Annotated in this window: 15 protein-coding genes; 3 read left to right on the forward strand and 12 right to left on the reverse strand. The window is 71.7% G+C overall.

Going from position 1 to position 16,657, the window contains the following annotated elements; all coding sequences use genetic code 11:
• Positions 1 to 19 precede the first annotated feature (19 nt).
• Positions 20 to 343: an MGMT family protein gene (locus OG738_RS05610; protein ID WP_329051790.1), complete on the forward strand. Its 324-nt coding sequence runs from the start codon at positions 20 to 22 to the stop codon at positions 341 to 343.
• A gap of 105 nt (positions 344 to 448) precedes the next feature.
• Here the strand turns inward: OG738_RS05610 and OG738_RS05615 are convergent, their stop codons facing one another.
• A complete protein-coding gene (locus tag OG738_RS05615) occupies positions 449 to 1,255 on the reverse strand; it encodes a uroporphyrinogen-III synthase (RefSeq protein ID WP_329051792.1) in 807 nt (268 codons plus the stop codon).
• A complete protein-coding gene (locus tag OG738_RS05620) occupies positions 1,248 to 2,216 on the reverse strand; it encodes a helix-turn-helix transcriptional regulator (protein ID WP_329051794.1) in 969 nt (322 codons plus the stop codon). Before OG738_RS05620 ends, OG738_RS05615 begins: the two co-directional genes overlap by 8 nt.
• Positions 2,217 to 2,278: 62 nt before the next feature.
• On the opposite strand from OG738_RS05620, the gene OG738_RS05625 reads away from it, so the two are divergent.
• Complete coding sequence (locus tag OG738_RS05625) at positions 2,279 to 2,674, forward strand: DUF3224 domain-containing protein (protein ID WP_329051796.1); 396 nt, start codon at positions 2,279 to 2,281, stop codon at positions 2,672 to 2,674.
• A 9-nt stretch (positions 2,675 to 2,683) separates the two neighbouring features.
• Positions 2,684 to 3,781: a DNA glycosylase AlkZ-like family protein gene (locus OG738_RS05630; protein ID WP_329051798.1), complete on the forward strand. Its 1,098-nt coding sequence runs from the start codon at positions 2,684 to 2,686 to the stop codon at positions 3,779 to 3,781.
• Between the two features lie 3 nt (positions 3,782 to 3,784).
• Here OG738_RS05630 and OG738_RS05635 read toward each other — a convergent pair whose 3' ends face one another.
• The 10 genes from OG738_RS05635 to moeZ all read right to left on the reverse strand — a co-directional run bounded on the left by OG738_RS05635 (position 3,785) and on the right by moeZ (position 16,505).
• Positions 3,785 to 4,579: a maleylpyruvate isomerase family mycothiol-dependent enzyme gene (locus tag OG738_RS05635; protein ID WP_329051799.1), complete on the reverse strand. Its 795-nt coding sequence runs from the start codon at positions 4,577 to 4,579 to the stop codon at positions 3,785 to 3,787.
• Positions 4,549 to 5,205, reverse strand: coding sequence for a TetR/AcrR family transcriptional regulator (locus OG738_RS05640; protein WP_329051801.1), 657 nt, complete (start codon positions 5,203 to 5,205; stop codon positions 4,549 to 4,551). The genes OG738_RS05635 and OG738_RS05640 overlap by 31 nt, the downstream gene beginning before the upstream one ends.
• A 105-nt stretch (positions 5,206 to 5,310) precedes the next feature.
• Complete coding sequence (locus OG738_RS05645) at positions 5,311 to 6,408, reverse strand: uroporphyrinogen-III synthase (RefSeq protein ID WP_329051802.1); 1,098 nt, start codon at positions 6,406 to 6,408, stop codon at positions 5,311 to 5,313.
• Entirely contained in the window at positions 6,405 to 6,749 is a 345-nt protein-coding gene (nirD, locus tag OG738_RS05650) for a nitrite reductase small subunit NirD (RefSeq protein ID WP_329051804.1), read from the reverse strand. Before nirD ends, OG738_RS05645 begins: the two co-directional genes overlap by 4 nt.
• Positions 6,746 to 9,250, reverse strand: a complete 2,505-nt coding sequence (gene nirB, locus OG738_RS05655) for a nitrite reductase large subunit NirB (RefSeq protein ID WP_329051805.1) — start codon at positions 9,248 to 9,250, stop codon at positions 6,746 to 6,748. Before nirB ends, nirD begins: the two co-directional genes overlap by 4 nt.
• Position 9,251: 1 nt before the next feature.
• Entirely contained in the window at positions 9,252 to 10,643 is a 1,392-nt protein-coding gene (locus OG738_RS05660) for a nitrate/nitrite transporter (RefSeq protein WP_329051806.1), read from the reverse strand.
• Positions 10,640 to 12,067 carry an FAD-dependent oxidoreductase gene (locus tag OG738_RS05665; protein ID WP_329051807.1) on the reverse strand — a complete coding sequence of 476 codons (1,428 nt, stop codon included), beginning with the start codon at positions 12,065 to 12,067 and terminating at the stop codon, positions 10,640 to 10,642. Before OG738_RS05665 ends, OG738_RS05660 begins: the two co-directional genes overlap by 4 nt.
• On the reverse strand, positions 12,064 to 14,112 hold the full coding sequence (locus OG738_RS05670; RefSeq protein ID WP_329051808.1) for a molybdopterin oxidoreductase family protein: 2,049 nt from the start codon (positions 14,110 to 14,112) through the stop codon (positions 12,064 to 12,066). The genes OG738_RS05665 and OG738_RS05670 overlap by 4 nt, the downstream gene beginning before the upstream one ends.
• Before the next feature lie 287 nt (positions 14,113 to 14,399).
• A complete protein-coding gene (locus tag OG738_RS05675; RefSeq protein ID WP_329051809.1) occupies positions 14,400 to 15,197 on the reverse strand; it encodes a TIGR02569 family protein in 798 nt (265 codons plus the stop codon).
• A gap of 132 nt (positions 15,198 to 15,329) precedes the next feature.
• Complete coding sequence (gene moeZ, locus OG738_RS05680; protein WP_329051811.1) at positions 15,330 to 16,505, reverse strand: adenylyltransferase/sulfurtransferase MoeZ; 1,176 nt, start codon at positions 16,503 to 16,505, stop codon at positions 15,330 to 15,332.
• Positions 16,506 to 16,657: the final 152 nt, after the last annotated feature.

Genomic DNA, 16,657 nt, shown 5'->3' on the forward strand with positions numbered 1-16,657 from the left:
CATCCGGCAGAGTGTCGGTATGGACGACGTTCTGCACGAGCGCGTGCGGGAGATCATCGAGTCGGTGCCGGCCGGCACGGTCGCGACGTACGGCGACATCGCGGCGCTCGCCGGCGCGCCCTCGCCGCGGATGGTCGGCGCCATCCTGGCCGAGGACGGGCACGACCTGCCGTGGCACCGGATCCTGCGCGCGAACGGGACGCCGGCGCCGCACCTGGTGCACGACCAGCTCGAACGGCTGCGCGCGGAAGGCGTACTGGCCGACGGCCAGCGCGTCGACCTGCGGAAATACCGCTGGAAGCCGGACGGTGACGAAGGTCCGGGCAAGGAGGGACTGTTCTGACCGCTGATTTTGAGGCCAGCGACACAGGTGGAGCGGCCCGCCCTGACGGACGGCCGAACCCGATGTGGACAAACTCGGACCGAACGCCGCCGACTCGCTGGACAGCTACTCACCCAGCGTCGTGACCAGGAGTTTCACCAGGGCGCCGAGGCGCTGCCGCTCCGGCAGCAGCGTTTCGATGCCCGCCTCCTCCAGCGGCGCCGCCGTCACCGGGCCCACGCACGCGACCACCACCGGGCCGCGCAGAGCCGCGAGCAGCGACTCGTACCGGCCGTACTCGCGGGCCAGGGTCAGGAAGTTCGCCGCCGCCGGGGCGCTCGTGAATGCCAGCGCGCCCAGCTCGCCCGCCACGGCCGCGTCGATCAGGGCGTGCACCGGCCGCACGTCCGGCGGGGAAAACCAGCGGTAAGGCTGCAGCTCGACCAGCGAAGCACCGGCCGCGATCAGCTGCGCGGTGTGCTCCGGCAGCGGTGTCCCGTGGAGCTGGACCGCCACCCGGGCGCCGTCGATCGCAGCCTCCGCCAACGCACCGAACAGCTCCGCGTTCGACTCGGAAGCGGCCGAAAAGGACTCGCGCAGCCCGGCGCCGCGCACCGCGCCGACCGCTTTCGGTCCGCGAGCGTAGATGTGGGACGTCCGCAGCCGCTCCAGCAGCGGAGAGCGCAAGCTCCAGCCGTCGGCGGCGTCGAGCCAGCCGCGGAAGCCCGCGCCCGTCGTGACCACGGTGAAGTCGACCGGCGCCGTCGCGAGCTTCAGGGTGGCCGCCTTCAGCTTGAAGTCGCTGTTCAGGGGCACGATCGTGATCGTCGGCGCGTGCCGGACCTCGGCGCCGTGCCGTTCGAGCGCCCCGATGAACTCGTCGGCCCGGCGCTCCGCCGTCACGCCGATGGCGATCCCGCTCAGCTCACCCATAGATCGCACCCATCCGCTCGATCGCTTCGGCCAGCTCCGCCCGCAGGTCCGCCGGTTCGAGGACCTCCAGGTGCGGCCCGAACCGCAGCAGCTCGCCGATGGCCGGTTCGCCCGGTTCCACCGGCAGCTCCACGGTGAGCCAGCCGTCCGCGTCCGGTTCGTTCCGGCAGTCCCGCAGGGCGCGGGCGCCGACCGAACCCGCGTAGAACGGTACGAGAGCCTGCGCCCGGGGCGACAACCGCACCACGGCGACGCGCGGGAACATCCGGCGTTCGAACTGCTCGGACCACTCCTGCCAGTACGCCGCGAGGTCGAACCCCGCGGGCCGCTCGAACTCCTCGCCGAGGTCGGTCAGTTCCAGCACGCGCGAGATCCGGTACGTCCGGTCGGTGCCCTCGCAGCGGCCGGCGAGGTACCAGTTGCCCGCTTTGAGGATCAGCCCCAGCGGCTCGACGTCCCGTTCGACGACCCGCTGCCCCCACCGCTCGTAGCGGATCCGGATCCGGTGCGACGACCACACGGCGTCGGCGATCGCGGACAGCGCCGGCAGGCTTTCGATGCCGCGGTGCCAGCCCGGGACGTCCAGGTAGAACCGCTCGGCGACGCGCCCGGCGCGGTCACGCAGCTCCTGCGGCAACGCGGCGTACAGCTTGAGCTGGGCGGCGGCCAGGACGGTGCCCAGGCCCAGCTCGGCCGCGGCCACCGGCAGCCCGGCCAGCGACAGCGACTGGGCCTCCTCCTCGGTCATCCCGGTGAGCCGGGTGCGGTAGCCGTCGACCAGGCGATACCCGCCGGTCCGGCCGCGGTCGGCGTACACCGGGACGCCGGACGCCGACAGCGCGTCGATGTCCCGGTAGACCGTCCGCACCGAGACCTCGAGCTCCTCGGCCAGCTCGTCGGCCGTCATCCGGCCGCGGTTCTGCAGCAGCAGGAGGACGGACAGGAGCCGGCTGGCGCGCATGACCCGATTCTGGCAGAAATACCTGACACAAGCTGACAGGTAAACCCGGCAGGGTGGTCCCCATGAACGCATTCACCATGAAGAACTGGGAAGAGAACATCGTCAGCGGGACCGAAGGGGGCCCGCGAGTGGCGTACGCGCACGCGTCGATGGCTTACGACGGCGTCATCGAGGGTGAATCGATCTGCGATCTCCTGCTGTACTACGCGGGCGAAGACTACGAAAGCGGCAAGACGACGTCGCCGAGCTTCGAGCGCTTCGCGGGCAAGGTCGACGGTCGTGAAGGGACGTTCATCGTGAAGCACGAGTTCACGTTCGACGCCAAGGGCATCGCCTCGACGTTCAGCGTCGTCCCCGGCTCGGGCACCGGTGAGCTGGCGGCCCTCACCGGCAGCGGCACCGTCGGCGGCGCGATGGGCGAGGAGAAGATGGGGTACACCTTCGAGTACACGCTCTAGGAGTCGCACGTGGACCGTCGTCAGGTACTCGCCTACCGCATCGCCGAGCACGGCCTGCACCGCACCGCGAAGGACGTCACCGAGCTCGCGGTCGTGAAAGCCGGGCTGCAGGACAGCATGCGCGACACGGCGCTGCTCGCTCTCGTGGCCCGGCTCGACGCGCCGGTGTCCCCTGTGGACGATCGGCGGCTCGTGCTCGGGTGGACGTTGCGGGGTGCGCCGCACTACCACCTGGACCTCGCCGAGGTGACGCGCGCGCTGGTGCCCCTGGACGACGCGGACGCGCTGGCCCGGATGCTCTGGCAGCGCAAGGAACTGGCGGCGACCGGGCTCGCGGCGTCCGAGGTGGTCTTCACGGCGGCGAAGGCGATCCGCGAGGTCGTCACGAAGGAGATGACCAAGGGCGCGGTCAGCACGGCGGTGACGAAGAAGCTGCCGCCGGAGTTCTCCCGCTGGTGCCGCGGCTGCAACGCGACGCACATCCAGGAGCAGCTGATGCGCATCGCGACACCGCACGCCGGGGTCCGCCTGGTGGCCGGAGCGTCCCCGGCCACGCTGGCGCCGCTCGAGGGGCGCGGCCGGATGCGCCGCACACCGGACGTCGCCGCGGCGACGTCGGTGGTCGAGTCGTACCTGAGCCTCAACGGCCCGGCCTCGCCGGGCGAAGCGGCGGAGTTCGTGGGCACGGCCCGGGCGGTCGTCGACAAGACGTGGCCGGACGACCTGGTTTCGGTGGACGTCGACGGGAAGACGCGGTACCTGCCGGCGGCCCGGCTGGCCGCACTGGAGAACCCACCGGAGCCGGACATCGTGCGGCTCCTGCCGCCGCTGGACCCGTTCATCCAGGCGCGGGACAAGGCGCTGCTGGTGCCCGATCCGTTGCGGCGCAAGCAGGTCTGGAAGATGCTGGGCAACCCCGGGGTGCTGCTGGCGGACGGCGACATCGCGGGTATTTGGCGGACGAAGAGCAGTGGCACGAAGCTGACGTTCACGCTGACGGCGTTCGACCCGCTGCCCCCGGCGGCCCGGCAGGAGGCCGAATCGGAGGCGGCGCGTGTCGCGGCGGCGAGGGGGTTCGAGAAGCACACGGTCACCTGGGTCGGTTGAGCATCAGAAGACCACGCGCGCGGCTCGAAGAGCGTCCACCGCGGCCGGATCGCCATCGACGTCGAATTCGGGGTTTCCCGGTCGGCCCGACAGGTGCCAGAGGTACTCGAGCACGCTGGCACGCACCCAGGCGATCGGCTCACCCTCGCCGAGCCGCCACTGGCCGGCCCCGTCCAGCTCCAAGACCAGCGGCGGGCTCGCCCACTCCTCGGCGAGGTCACGGACCACCTGCGCGACGACGGACTCCTGGTGGGGATCGGCCGCGAACGGACGGTCCGTCGCACGGGCGATCTCCAGCCGGTGCAACCAGGTGTCGCGAGGGGACAAGACATCCAGCACGTACGCCAGGGTCGGCTCGACCAGCGGCTCACCCGGGAAGTACCGCTCGGTGCCCTGACGCCGGACGAACGCGGGGGTGCGCCGCCGCATGCGGACGGCCCGGGGACCGACCGCGGCGAGCTTCCGGCGAAGCTCCCCATCGGACAGCGGCGCGAACGTCTCGACCTGCAGCGCGTTGTGCGCGTCCAAAGCGGACAACGCGGGAAACCGCTTTCGGGCCGCGCGGACACGGCCGCCGATCGTCCACGGCCGCGCCGTCTCCGCGTGCTGGCCGACGAGGTGCGCGACCAGCTCGTGGACGGTCCAGCCGCTCGCCGTCGGCCGCCGCCGCCAATCAGCCTCCGTGAGGTCCGCGAGCAGCGCGTCGAGGGCGGCCAGCTCGGCGAGGCCGCCCTGGGCGACTTCCTCGCGCCCGGGCCGGGCGATCATCAGGGCGTGGGTGGTCCGGGTCTGTCGCATGGCTGCCCTCCCGGGGCGAAATGCCGGACGAACATGGCGAAAGCGTCGGGCAGCAGCGACGTGAACCGCCCGGCCTCGTAGTCGGCACCGGGCTCGTTCGCGAGCTGCTGCGAAAGCGTGCCGGTGACGACGATGGACAACAGCGCGGCGCCGGCCTCGGTGTCTGCTGCGGGTGCGAGCTCGCCCGCGGCGACGGCGTCACGCAGCGCCCCGCGTAACAGCTCGACCAGCTCGACGCTCGGCTGGAAGGCCGCCGCCGACGGCGTGAACTCGGGAACGGGCCGCCAGGCGATGAGCTGGGCGTGCACGGGATGCGCCATGGCGACCCGGCCGAGCGCCTCGACGGCCTCGGCCAGAGCCGGCAGCCCGGGCACCCTCCCCTTCAGCGCCCGGGCCACCGCCTCCCGCTGCCGCTCCGCCCCCTCCCGGAACAGCTCGTCGTAAACCGCGTGCAGTGAAGCGAAGTGCTTGTAGAGCGAGGGCTGCCGGATGCCGACGCGCCGCGCGACTTCGGACAGGCTCAGCCCGGCGACGCCGCGCTCGGCCATGACTTCGACGGCGGTGTCGAGGATTTCCCGCCGGGTGTCGGCACGCCGTCGGCGTTCCGGCCCTCGCGTCTCGTCCACCGGTTTCACCTCTAGGCTATAGTCTCTAGCTTGGGCTATACGTTATCCCCACGACAGCCTGGGAACAACCACCGGCTGCCAGGATCGCCCGCATGGCGGAGTCGCTCAGGCGTCCACGGCCAGCCGGTACCCCCGCTTCACCACCGTCTGCACGACCTTCCCGCCGCCCAGCGACGTCCTCAGCCGCCCGATCGCCGTCTCCACCGCGTGCTCCTCGCCGCCGCCGGGTAACGCCGAAATCAGCTCGCGGCGCGAGACCACCCGGCCCGGGGACGCTGCCAGCGCCCGCAGCAGCGCCATCGGGGCCGGAGCCACGTCGTGCCACTCGCCGTCCACCACCGCGGCCTGGCCGCGCAGCTCGATCGACAGGCCGCCCGCCGAAAAGCGGGGTGAACGGGCCAGCAGCGTCTCGGACACCGTCCGGGCCAGCGCTCCGAGCCGGGCCCGGTGTGGCTGGACCGTCGGCACGCCCAACGCCGCCAACGGGCCTGCCGTGATCGGGCCGACGCACGCCGCGACGACCGGGCCGGACAACGCCGAGATCAGCCCCGGCAGCCGGCCCGTGCGCCGGGCCAACGCGACCAGCGACGCCACCGCCGGGGCGCTCGTGAACGGCAGCGCGTGGATCGATCCGTCCAGCACGCCGTCGAGGAGCCGGTCCACCGGGCCGGGGTCCACCGGGCCGACCCAGCGGTACACCGAAACCTCGATGACCTCGGCCCCCGCCGCGCGCAGGGCGTCCACGAAGTACGGCAGCGGCTCGCCGTGCAGCTGCACCGCGATCCGCTTGCCCGCGACGCCCGCGGAAAGCAAGTGCTGCAACAACTCCGCGTTGCTCTCCGACGCCGGTGAGTACGCCTCCGACAGCCCCGCCGCGCGCAGGGCGCCCGTCACCTTCGGCCCGCGCGCCAGCAGCGAAGACGACGAAAGCCGCGACAGCAACGCGTCCCCCAGGCCCCAGCCCTCGGCCGCTTCCAGCCAGCCGCGGAAGCCGATGCCCGTCGTCGCCACCACCGCGTCCACATGCGACTCCAGCAGCGTCGACGTCGCGCTGTGCAGCTCCGTGTCGTCGGTCAGCGGGACGATCCGGATCGCCGGGCCGTAGCGGACGCTCGCCCCCTTGCGCACCAGTAGCGCGCCGAGCTCGTCGGCCCGGCGCGCCGCGGTGATGCCGATCACGAACCCGGTCAGCGGCAGGATCACGGGCTCTCCACTTCGACCACGCCCTCTCGCACGCGCACCTCGAACACCGGCACCGAAACACCCTCGGCGTCCAGGCATTGTCCACTGTCGAGCGCGAATCGTTCCTTGTAGACCGGCGACGCGACCACCGGGACACCGCCCGCGTCGCCGACGATGCCGCGCGAGAGCACCGCCGCGCCGCTGCACGGGTCCCAGTTGGACAGTGCGTACCAGCGGTCCCCCGGCAGGTGGAAGATCGCCACCTGCACGCCGCCGTCGAACAGGGCCGCCACCCCGGCGTACTCGGGCACCACGCCGGTGGGGCAGACCGCCGTCCAGGTCCGTTCGATCGACGTCGTCATCGGCGCACCTCCGGAACTCCCAGCATCACGGGCACTTTCTGCTCCCGCTCCGAGCGGAACGAGATCGCCGGGTCGGGCGTGCCCGGCGCGTTGACGAAGGAGGTGAACCGGGCCAGCTTCTCCGGGTCCTCGAGCACGCCCTTCCACTCGTCGGCGTAGTTGTCGACGTGCTTGGCCATCGCCGCGTCGAGGTCCTCGCAGATGCCGAGCGAGTCGTCGACGATCACCGCGCGCAGGTGGTCGAGGCCGCCCTCCAGCTCCTCGATCCACGGCGCGGTCCGCTGCAGCCGGTCGGCGGTGCGCACGTAGAACATCAGGAACCGGTCGATGGTCCGGATCAGCGTCCCGGTGTCCACATCGGACACCAGCAGTTCGGCGTGCCGCGGGGTCGTGCCGCCGTTGCCGCCGACGTAGAGGTTCCAGCCGTTCTCCGTCGCGATGATGCCGAAGTCCTTGCTCCGCGCCTCCGCGCACTCCCGCGCGCAGCCGGAGACCGCGGACTTGAGCTTGTGCGGCGACCGCAGGCCGCGGTAGCGCAGCTCCAGCTCGATCGCCAGCCCGACGCTGTCCTGCACGCCGTAGCGGCACCACGTCGACCCGACACACGACTTGACCGTCCGCAGCGCCTTGCCGTACGCGTGCCCGGACTCGAACCCCGCGTCGACCAGCCGCCGCCAGATCAGCGGCAGCTGGTCCACCGTCGCCCCGAACAGGTCGATCCGCTGGCCGCCGGTGATCTTGGTGTACAGCCCGAAGTCCTGGGCCACCTGGCCGATCACGATCAGCTTCTCCGGCGTGATCTCGCCGCCGGGGATCCGCGGGACGACGGAGTACGTGCCGTTGCGCTGCAGGTTCGCCAGGTAGCGGTCGTTGGTGTCCTGCAACGTCATCTGCTCGCCGCCGAGCACGTGCCCGTTGCCGAGAGTGGCCAGGATCGACGCGACCGCCGGCTTGCAGATCGCGCAGCCGCTGCCCGATCCGTAGCGGCTGATCAGCTCGCTGAACGTGGTGATGCGGGTGGCCTGGACGATCTCGAACAGCTCCGCGCGCGACTGCGGGAAGTGCTCGCAGAGCGCCTTCGACTGCTCGACACCGCCGGCGCTGAGCAGCTTGCCCAGCAGCGGGACGCACGAGCCGCACGCGGTGCCCGCGCGGGTGCACGCCTTGAGCTTGCCGACGGTGTCGCAGCCGTCCTCGTGGATCGCGCGGGTGATCGCGCCCTTGGACACGGCGTTGCACGAGCAGATCTGCGCCGCGTCGGGCAGCGCGTCGACACCGACCGCGGCACCGCCGCCCGCCGGGGCGAGGATCGCGCCCGGCTCGGCCGGCAGCGGGCGGCCGACCAGCGCGCGCAGCGTGTTGTACTCGGTCGCGTCGCCGACGAGCACGCCGCCGAGCAGCGTCTTGCCGTCGTCGGTGACCACGAGCTTCTTGTACGTCCCGGCGACCGCGTCGTTGACGGCGACCTCGAGCGCGCCTTCGGTCCGCGCGTGCGCGTCGCCGAAGGACGCCACGTCGACGCCCATCAGCTTCAGCTTCGTGGACGTGTCCGGCTCCGGGAACTCCCCGGCCCCACCGGTGAGCTGCGCCGCGACGATCTCGGCCATCGCGTACCCGGGTGCCACGATGCCGTAGACACGACCGTCGACCGCGGCGCACTCGCCGATCGCGTACACCGCCGGATCGCTGGTGCGGCAGGACACGTCGGTCAGCACACCGCCACGCGGGCCGACGTCCAAACCGGACTGACGGGCGAGGTCGTCGCGCGGCCGGACACCCGCCGAGAACACGACGAGGTCGACGTCCAGCTCGGTCCCGTTGCCCAGCTTGGCCAGCAGTCGCGAGCCGTCGGCCTCGATGGCGTCGGTCGACGTTCCCGTGTGGACGGTCACGTCGAGGTTCGTGATGAGCCGCCGCAGCAGGGAACCACCACCTTCGTCGACCTGCAGCGGCATCAGCCGCGGCGCCATCTCGACGACGTGCGGGGAGAGTCCCATGTCCCGCAACGCCTTCGCGGCCTCCAGGCCGAGCAGGCCACCGCCGATGACGACGGCCGCGCGCCGCCCGCGTCCCGGCCGCAAAGCCGCTTCGCGGATGGCGTCGAGGTCTTCGATCGTCCGGTAGACGAAGCAGCCGGGCAGGTCGTGGCCGGGCACCGGCGGCACGAACGGCCGCGAGCCGGTGGCCAGCACCAGGGCGTCGTAGGAAACGACGGCGCCGGACGCCGTGGTGACCGTGCGAGCGGCCCGGTCGACCGAAACGGCCAGCTCGCCGAGCCGGAGGTCGACGTGCGGGTCACCGGTGTAGTCCGAACCGGGCAGCGCCAGCGACGCCGGGTCCCAGGTGTCCACATAGGACGTGAGCGCCACCCGGTCGTACGCCGGGCGCGGCTCCTCGGACAGGACGACGATGTGCCAAGTGCCGGAAGGGTCTTCCGCGCGCACCGCCTCCACGAGCCGGTGGGCGACCATGCCGTGTCCGGCGACGACCAGGGTGGGCATCTCAGACCTCCGCTCCCGCGAGCGCCAGACCGCGCTCACTCGTGGGCTGTTCGGCGGGCTTGCGCAGGTAGACCGCCCAGGTGACGGCGAAGCACAGCCCGTAGAAGACCAGGAATCCGATGAAGGCGGGCACTCCGCTCTTGGTGTCGGCGAACGACTGCCGGAACGCCAGGTTGATGAAGAGACCGCCCTCGGCGCCGATCGCGCCGGCCAGGCCGATCAGCGCACCCGACAGCCGTCGTGCCTTGAGCAGCTCGGCCGCTTCTTCGGCGCCGTTCGCGATCGCCGTGCGGGCCTTCGCGCGGAAGATCGCCGGGATCATCTTGTACGTCGAGCCGTTGCCGACGCCGGTGAGCACGAACAGCACGATGAACGCGATCGTGAACAGCGCCAGCGACTTGGACGTCGACGCGAGGATCAGCACGACCGTCGCCAGCGCCATCCCGACGAACGTGAAGAAGGTGATCTTGCCGCCGCCGATCCGGTCGGCCAGCCAGCCGCCCGCCGGCCGCGAGAGCGAGCCGAGCAGCGGGCCGAGGAACGTCACCGCGGCCGCCTGCAGCGGGGTGCGGCCGAACTGGTTCTGCAGCACCAGCCCGAACGCGAAGCTGTAGCCGATGAACGAGCCGAACGTGCCGACGTAGAGGAACGACATCACCCACGTGTGCGGGTCCTTGACGACCTCGCGCATCGCCTTCGTGTCGCCCTTCACCGTGGCGAGGTTGTCCATGTAGAAGTACGCGCACACCGCGGCGACGACGATCAGCGGGATGTAGACGTAGAGCACGATCCGCGGCGCGGTCGCGCCCGCCGTGCCGATCACCAGCAGCCCGACCAGCTGGATCGCGGCGACGCCGAGGTTGCCGCCACCGGCGTTGAGGCCGAGCGCCCAGCCCTTGTGCTTCTCCGGGTAGAACGTGTTGATGTTCGTCATCGACGACGCGAAGTTGCCACCGCCGACCCCGCCGAGCGCCGCGACCAGCAGGAACGTGCCGAGCGACGTCCCCGGGTGCAGCACGACGGCGGCCAGGATCGTCGGGATCAGCAGCAGGGCCGCGCTGACGACCGTCCAGTTGCGACCGCCGAACTTCGCCACGGCGAAGGTGTAGGGCAGCCGCATCAGGCCGCCGATCAGCGTCGGTGTCGAGACGAGCAGGAACTTGTCGGCGGCGGAGAAGCCGTAGTCCTTGCCCATGAACAGGACGATGACCGACCACAGTGTCCAGATGGAGAAGCCGATGTGCTCGGCGAACACAGAGAACCAGAGGTTGCGGCGGGCGACCTTCTTGCCCGTCGACTCCCAGAACTCCTCGTTCTCCGGCTCCCAGTGCTCGATCCAGTGCTTTCCTTGGTGTGCCACGGCGTTCTCCTCAGTACGGGTTCGGATGGTCATTGCGCCGCGAGCCAGCCGGCGATGCCGCCGACGGTGTCGGTGCACCCGCCGCAGCCCGTCGTGGCTCGCGTGGCCCGCGCCAGTGCGGGAGTGTCGGTGGCCCCGGCCTTCCAGGCCTCGATCAGCCGGCCCTTGGTGACGTTGTTGCAGCGGCAGATCACCGCCGCCGCGGGCAGGTCGGCCGGGCTGGCCGCCGGGGCGCTGCCGCTGGGCAGCGCGCGGCCCAGCAGGACCGCCAGGCGGTCGTCGGGCAACGGCGTGCCGCGGTCGTGGAACTGGGTGATCGACGCGGCGGCGTCGGGCAGGCCGAGCAGGATCGCTCCGGTCACGCGGTTTTCGCGGACGACGAGCTTGCCGTAGCGGCCGCCGGTGGGGTCGTTGAAGGTGAGCACCTCGGCGTCCGGGGTACCGGCGTCGAGCTGCGTCTCGCCCAGGGCGGCGAGGTCGATGCCGCGGGCCTTCAGCCGGGTGACGGCTGTCGTGCCGCGGTAGCGGGCGGCGGCGTTGGTGCCGGTCAGGACGTCGGCGAGCACCGACGCCTGCTCCCACGCGGGCTGGATCAGCCCGGCCGGTGCGCCGGGGTGGCGGGCGCAGTCGCCGAGAGCGTGGATCCGGCCGTCACTGGTGCGCAGGACGTCGTCGACGAGGATCCCCCGGTCGACGTCGAGTCCGGCGTCGGCGGCCAGGCTCGTCTCGGCGCGGACGCCCGCGGCGACCACGACCAGGTCGGCGGGGACGAGCGTGCCGTCGTCGAGCTTGAGGCCGTCGCCGGGCAGGTAGCGGGCGGCGGTGGCAAAGAACCTGAACGTGACGCCCATCTCGGTGAGCTGCCGGGCCAGCACGTGCCCGGCGGCCGGGTCGAGCTGGCGTTCCATGACGTGCCCGAGCGGGTGCACGACGGTCACCTGGTTGCCGCGCCCGGCCAGGCCGCGGGCGGCTTCGAGGCCGAGCAGGCCACCGCCGAGCACCGCCACCGGCGCACCGAAGCGGGCGGCGTCGAGGATCTTGGCGCAGTCGTCGAGGCTGCGGAAGGCGACGACGCCGGGCCCGGCTTCGAGGCCTTCGACCGGCGGGATCCACGGGTTGGCGCCGGTCGCGAGCACGAGCGCGTCATAGTCCACTGTGGATCCATCGCCGAGTTCGATGCAGCGCTTCTCGCGGTCGATCCGGGTGACGTCGACCCCGAGCCGCAGGTCGATGTTGTGCCGCGCGGCCCATTCGTCGTCGTGCAGGCGGACGCTCTCGGCGCTCATCCCGCCGGCCACGACGGCCGACAGCAGAACGCGGTTGTAGGCGGCGTGCTTCTCGGCGCCGAGCACGGTCAGCCGGACGCGCTCAGCGATCGGGTCGCGACGGCGGATCTCGTCCGCCAACCGGGCACCGGCCATGCCGTACCCGACGATCACGACTTCACGGGGGGTCATGCGGCACCATCCACAGTAGACAGAGACACGGCACACACCTTGAACTCCGGCATCCGGCTGACCGGGTCGAGCGCCGGATTGGTGAACAGGTTGGCGCGCTGCTCACCGGGAAAGTGGAACGGCACGAAGACCAGATCAGGCCGCAGTGACTGGGCGAACCGCACCTTCGCGACGGTCTCGCCGCGACGTGACTTGACGACCGCCCGGTCGCCTTCTTCGAGACCGGCGCGCTTGGCGGTGTCCGGGTGGACCTCGACGAACACCTCCGGCACGACCTCGTTCAGCTCGTCGATCAGCCGCGTCTGCGCGCCCGACTGGTAGTGCTGCAGCACGCGGCCGGTGGTGGCCTGCAACGGGAACTCGTCGTCCGGCAGCTCGGCCGGGCCGGTGTGCTCGACCGGCACGAACCGCGCGCGGCCGTCCGGGTGGGCGAAGGCGTCGAGAAACATCCGCGGCGTGCCGGGGTGGTCGTCCGCCGGGACCGGCCAGTGCAGGGCCTCACCGGTGCGCAGCCGGTCGTAGCTCACGCCGGAGTAGTCGGCGATGCCGCCTTTGGACGCGACTCGCAGCTCCTCGAACGCCGTCTCGGCATCCGTGGGAAACCGGTCTTCGGGTTGCCCCATCCGTCGCGCGAGCCCGGCCAGGACGTCCAGGTCGGAGCGGACGCCTGGCGGGGGGTCGAGGGCCTTGCGCCGCAGCAGGACCCGGCCTTCGAGATTCGTGAGCGTGCCGTCCTCCTCGGCCCACTGCGTGACCGGCAGGACGACGTCGGCCAGCGCCGCCGTCTCCGACAGCACGAAGTCGGCCACGACCAGCAGGTCCAAGGTGGCCAGCCGGTCCTGGACGCGCTGCGAGCGCGGCGCCGAGACGACCACGTTGCTGCCGAACACCATCAGCGCCTTCGGGCCGTTCTCCTGACCGAGCGCTTCGAGCAGTTCGGTGGCCGAGCGCCCCGGCCCGGGCAGGCTGTCCGGGTCGACGCCCCAGACACCGGCGACGTACTCGCGCGCGGCGGGGTCGTCCAGCTTGCGGTAGCCGGGGAGCTGGTCGGCCTTCTGGCCGTGCTCGCGGCCGCCCTGGCCGTTGCCCTGGCCGGTGAGGCAGCCGTAGCCGGAACCCGCGCGGCCGGGCAGGCCCAGTGAGAGGGCGAGGTTGATCCAGCCGCCGACGGTCGCGGTGCCGGTGGCGTGCTGCTCGGTGCCGCGGGCCGTGAGGATGTAGGCGTTGCGGGCGGTCGCGAGCTTCGCGGCGGCGAGGCGCATGTCGGCGGCCGGGACACCGGTGACGCGCTCGGCGCGTTCCGGCCACCAGCTCGCGGCGATCCGCCAGGCCTCTTCCAAGCCGTTCGTTCGCGCGTCCACATAGGACCGATCGAGGTGGCCGCCCTCGACCACGGCGTGCAGGATGCCCAGCGCCAGCGCGAGGTCGGTGCCCGGCGCGGGCGCGAGGTGGAGGCCCGCCAGCTCGGCGGTCGGGGTGCGCCGCGGGTCGACGACGATCAGGTCGGCGCCGCGCAGGTGCTGGGTGAACGGCGGCATGGTCTCGGCCGGGTTGGCCCCGGCGAGCAGCACGATGTCGGCCTGCTTGAGGTCCGTGACCGGGAACGGCATCCCGCGGTCCGCGCCGAAGGCCTTGATCCCCGCCGCGGCGGCCGAGGACATGCAGAAGCGGCCGTTGTAGTCGATCTGCGAGGTGCCGAGCGCGACCCGGGCGAACTTGCCGAGCAGGTAGGCCTTCTCGTTGGTGAGCCCACCGCCGCCGAAGATCGCGACGGCGTCGGGACCGTGTTCGTCTTTCAGCGCGGTCAGCCTCCGCGCGACGAAGTCGAGGGCGAAGTCCCAGCTGACGGGCTCGAGCGCGCCGTCGACGCGGATCATCGGGGTGGTCAGCCGCCGCGGCGACGTGAGGAGGGAGCCGGAGGTCCAGCCCTTCTGGCACAGGCCGCCGGCGTTCACCGGGAAGTCCCGCGGCGTCACGCGGACGCCGTCGAGACGCATCCCGCACTGCAGCGCGCAGTACGGGCAGTGGGTGTCGACCTGCGGCACGGGCACCTCCTCGGCGTTCGGGGATTGCCCTGACGCTAAGGAGGCCGTGTTACTCGGAATCGACGGAATGTTTCCGGCAGTTGACATTGCGGCGGGAATCCCGCGGCCCCGGCGGTGAGGTGCCGGCCCGGCGGGTGCGACCCCGGTGCGCTGCCCTGATGTTCCCGGTGGCGGACGCGCCGCGTCCCAGCAGGGATTCGGCCGTCGGGAGGTTCCCGTGCCGGCTCGGGTCGGCGCCGTTCACGCCCGCGTAACGCGGAACGGCCCGTGGGACCGGTCACACCGGTTCAGAGCACTCCGCTGACCTCGCGGGCCGCGGCTCGCAGGCCGTCCAGCGATGCCTGCGTCGACCGCGGGTTCAGCGCGTTCGACGCCAGCCGGAACAGGACCGCGCGCAGCAGCAGCTGCGGCCACTCCGGCAGGTGGGCCCACCGCTCGAGCAGCTCCCGCGACGCCCCGCCCCAGGCCAGGGCGTCCACCGCGACGATCGCGGCGCCGTACTCGCCCGGGCGGTAGTAGGGCACGAAGTCGACGACGCCCGGGGCCGCGTCGCCGTCGAACAGCAGCCCGGCCAGCAGCTCGCCGTGGGCCACCTGCAGCGGCAGCTTGATCGGGCGGCGGGCACCGGCGAGGACCTCGAACCAGCGGCCGCCCTTCGTCTCTTCGAGGGGGACTTCCCGTTCTTCCCACGCCACCCGGTCGGCGACGGCGTCGATGTCCTCGCGCCCGGCGATGAAGTCCGGTCGCGGCAGGCCGATGGTCGCGCGGTGCAGCTTCACCGCCGCCAGCACCGACGCGTCACCGCGGTGCTCCGGTGTGCCGGGGACGAACCGGGAGGCGGTCCAGCCGCCGACGATCCAGCGGCCGTCGGTCGACCGGACCGGCTTCGCGACCCGCAGGCCCGGTTCGTCGACGTAGTCGAGAGCGCGGGCCGTCCAGAGCGTCTTCGCCTTGTCCGTGACCGGCTTGAACACGAGGTCGCCGCAGCGCCACGCCGTCGAGTCCGGCAGCGCCTCACTGACGTCGCCCAGGCCGCCGAAGGCCGCGCAGACGTGCGCCGGAGGACGTTCGAGGGTTGTCCGCACAACTGGTGACGGTACCCGGCCGGGTGGTCCACGATCGAGAAGACGCGCTGGTCACGCAGGGTTTTACGAGCTGCCCGGAATGTCGTGAAGGCCGCCTCCGAAGCCGGAGGCGGCCTTCACGGACAACCACTGTCAGTAGGTCGGCAGGCTCGGGTCGATCTGCTTCGCCCACGCCAGGACGCCGCCACCGAGGTGCGTCGCGTCCTTGAAGCCGGCCGCGTGCAGCGCCGCGAGTGCCTCCGCCGAGCGCGCGCCCGACTTGCAGTGCAGGACGATCGGCTTGTCCTGCGGCAGCTCGGCCAGCGCCTCGCCCGACAGGATCCGGTCCTTCGGGATCAGCGTCGCGCCCTTGATGTTGACGATCTCGTACTCGTGCGGCTCGCGGACGTCGATCAGGGCGAAGTTCTCGCCGCGGTCGAACTTGGCCTTGAGCTCGGCGGGCGTGATGGTGCTGCCCGACGCGGCCTGCGCGGCCTCGTCCGAGACCACGCCGCAGAACGCCTCGTAGTCGATCAGCTCGGTGATCTTCGGCGTCTCCGGATCCTTGCGGATCTTGACCTCGCGGTACTTCATCTCCAGCGCGTCGTAGCTGATCAGACGCCCGAGCAGCGGCTCGCCGATGCCGGTGATGAGCTTGATCGCCTCGGTCACCATGATCGAGCCGATGGACGCGCACAGCACGCCCAGCACGCCACCCTCGGCGCAGGAGGGGACCATGCCCGGGGGCGGCGGCTCCGGGTAGAGGTCGCGGTAGTTGAGGCCCTTGCCGTTCGGCGCGTCCTCCCAGAAGACGCTGACCTGGCCTTCGAAGCGGAAGATCGAGCCCCAGACGTACGGCTTGCCCAGCAGCACCGCGGCGTCGTTCACCAGGTAGCGCGTGGCGAAGTTGTCGGTGCCGTCGACGATGAGGTCGTACTGCCCGAAGATCTCCAGCGCGTTCGACGAGTCGAGCCGGTCGGTGTGGAGGTGCACCTTGACCAGCGGGTTGATCTCGGCGATCGACTCCTGCGCGGACGCGGCCTTGAGCTTGCCGACGTCGGACTGGCCGTGGATGACCTGGCGCTGCAGGTTCGACTCGTCGACGACGTCGAAGTCGACGATGCCGAGCGTGCCGACCCCGGCCGCGGCCAGGTACAGCAGCGCGGGGCTGCCGAGGCCGCCGGCCCCGATCACCAGGACCTTGGCGTTCTTCAGCCGCTTCTGCCCGGTCACCCCGACGTCCGGGATGATCAGGTGACGGCTGTACCGGGCCACCTCTTCCTTGGTGAGCTCGGCAGCCGGCTCGACGAGCGGCGGCAGTGCTGACATGAGTCCTCCATCTCGCGCGCGTATCGCGTCCATCCCACTATGCACAACGCGCGCCGGCAAACAGACCTTCCCAGGTCCACATGCTGGGAGTCACTCGCTGCTTTCGGGGGTCCGGGTGGCGGAGCCCCCGGCTCCGGGCGAAGCCCCGGATG

It is taken from the genome of Amycolatopsis sp. NBC_01488 (genome assembly GCF_036227105.1).
Classification (GTDB): domain Bacteria; phylum Actinomycetota; class Actinomycetes; order Mycobacteriales; family Pseudonocardiaceae; genus Amycolatopsis.